The sequence below is a fragment of the Methylorubrum sp. POS3 genome (assembly GCF_043352485.1).
Lineage (GTDB): Bacteria > Pseudomonadota > Alphaproteobacteria > Rhizobiales > Beijerinckiaceae > Methylobacterium > Methylobacterium suomiense.
Genome location: NZ_JAPRBT010000019.1, coordinates 1 through 1184 on the forward strand (window position 1 = coordinate 1; position 1184 = coordinate 1184).

The window sequence follows — 1184 nt, forward strand, 5'->3', positions numbered from 1 at the left end:
GGGATCGCCCCATCGGCCGTCATCTCGAAGCCCTCGCAGGTCACGTCGAGCGGGGCGTAGGTGATGCCGCGGAAGCGGACCGGGCCCGAGCCGCCCTCGGCCGCCGGTGTGAACGCGAACTGGCGGTTCACGCCGATCGCGGCGAGGTCGATGACGTAGAGCGCGACGAGGTCGCCCGGCGTCAGGCTCTGGCCGGCGCGCCGCAGCGCGGCGCTGGGTGGCGGAGCGGCGCCGCGCACCCGCGGGCGGGCGCGCTCGACGCCGCCGACGACGAACACCGTCATGGGTCGAAGTTCTCCTCGAACTTGGCCGTGAGGGTCGACTTGCACCGGTCGGCGTAGTCGGTGGTCCATTCCGGGCAGATGAACTGACGTGGCCGCGCCTCGCCCGGGACGAGGAAGGTGAAGGGCAGGTAGCCCCGCCGGCCGAGCAGGAAGGCGTCGAGCGCCTCGATCTGGTCTGCCCGCAGCTTCGCTGAGCGGAACGCGAAGTCGCGCGGCAGCGGGTTGATGCCGTCGCCGGTGCGCTGGCTGTAGCGCCCGCCGAAGCCGGCGGTCAGCACGGCCGGCCGGACGAGCCGGCTCGATCCTGGCGCCACCGGCCCGTAATCGCCCATCCCGAGCGAGGGAAAGGCCGGGAAGTCCGGCATCAGGCGCCCGGGGACATCGGCATCGCCGGGGACGGGATCGGGGTCGTCACCACCACCACGGTGTAGAGCTTGGTCAGGTCGAGCACCGCGTCCTCGGAGGCGTCGGTCAGCGCCTGCAACAGGCCGAGCGCGCTGTAGGGCCGAGCGTAGGTGTAGAGGCTCTGCGGCCCGTACTGGCCGATCAGATCGATCAGCGCCCCGACCTGCTTGGCCTGCACCGTGGCATCGACCGGGGCGGCACCCTCGACCGTCACCGCGACGGGCCCGTTGATGCGGGCGGTCTCGAACAGGTCGACGCCCCGCTCGAACACGGCGATCTGCGCGCCGTAGGGCAGGCTGAGGTTACGCCCGGCGATGGCGACGGTCGGCTTCACGGTAGTCTTGGACATAGTGGTTCCTTGAGGTGGCTCGGGTGGGATGAGTGGCTGCAGGCAGCGCTGAGCGGGCTCGGCGCGCTCACCCGGACCGGCGCAAGCCGGCCTTCCACAGGGCGCCGTTGGTGCGCAGCGAGTTCGCCTGCTCCTGGTGGAAGATG

The 1184-nt window shown here is 71.6% G+C and carries 2 protein-coding genes and 1 pseudogene; all 3 read right to left on the reverse strand.

What is annotated here, in order from left to right; translation table 11 throughout:
* Window positions 1-284 (reverse strand): annotated as a pseudogene (locus OWC43_RS23285) (hypothetical protein); the annotation flags it as partial.
* A complete protein-coding gene (locus OWC43_RS23290; protein WP_393958660.1) occupies window positions 281-649 on the reverse strand; it encodes a phage tail protein in 369 nt (122 codons plus the stop codon). The pseudogene OWC43_RS23285 and the gene OWC43_RS23290, both read right to left, overlap by 4 nt.
* On the reverse strand, window positions 649-1038 hold the full coding sequence (locus OWC43_RS23295) for a hypothetical protein (protein ID WP_393958661.1): 390 nt from the start codon (window positions 1036-1038) through the stop codon (window positions 649-651). The genes OWC43_RS23290 and OWC43_RS23295 overlap by 1 nt, the downstream gene beginning before the upstream one ends.
* Window positions 1039-1184: the final 146 nt, after the last annotated feature.

What these genes read in the sequence shown, in the direction of transcription:
- OWC43_RS23295 (WP_393958661.1), bottom strand. Translation starts at nt 1,038, where the DNA reads ATGTCCAAGACTACCGTGAAGCCGACCGTCGCCATCGCCGGGCGTAAC.
- OWC43_RS23290 (WP_393958660.1), bottom strand. Translation starts at nt 649, where the DNA reads ATGCCGGACTTCCCGGCCTTTCCCTCGCTCGGGATGGGCGATTACGGG.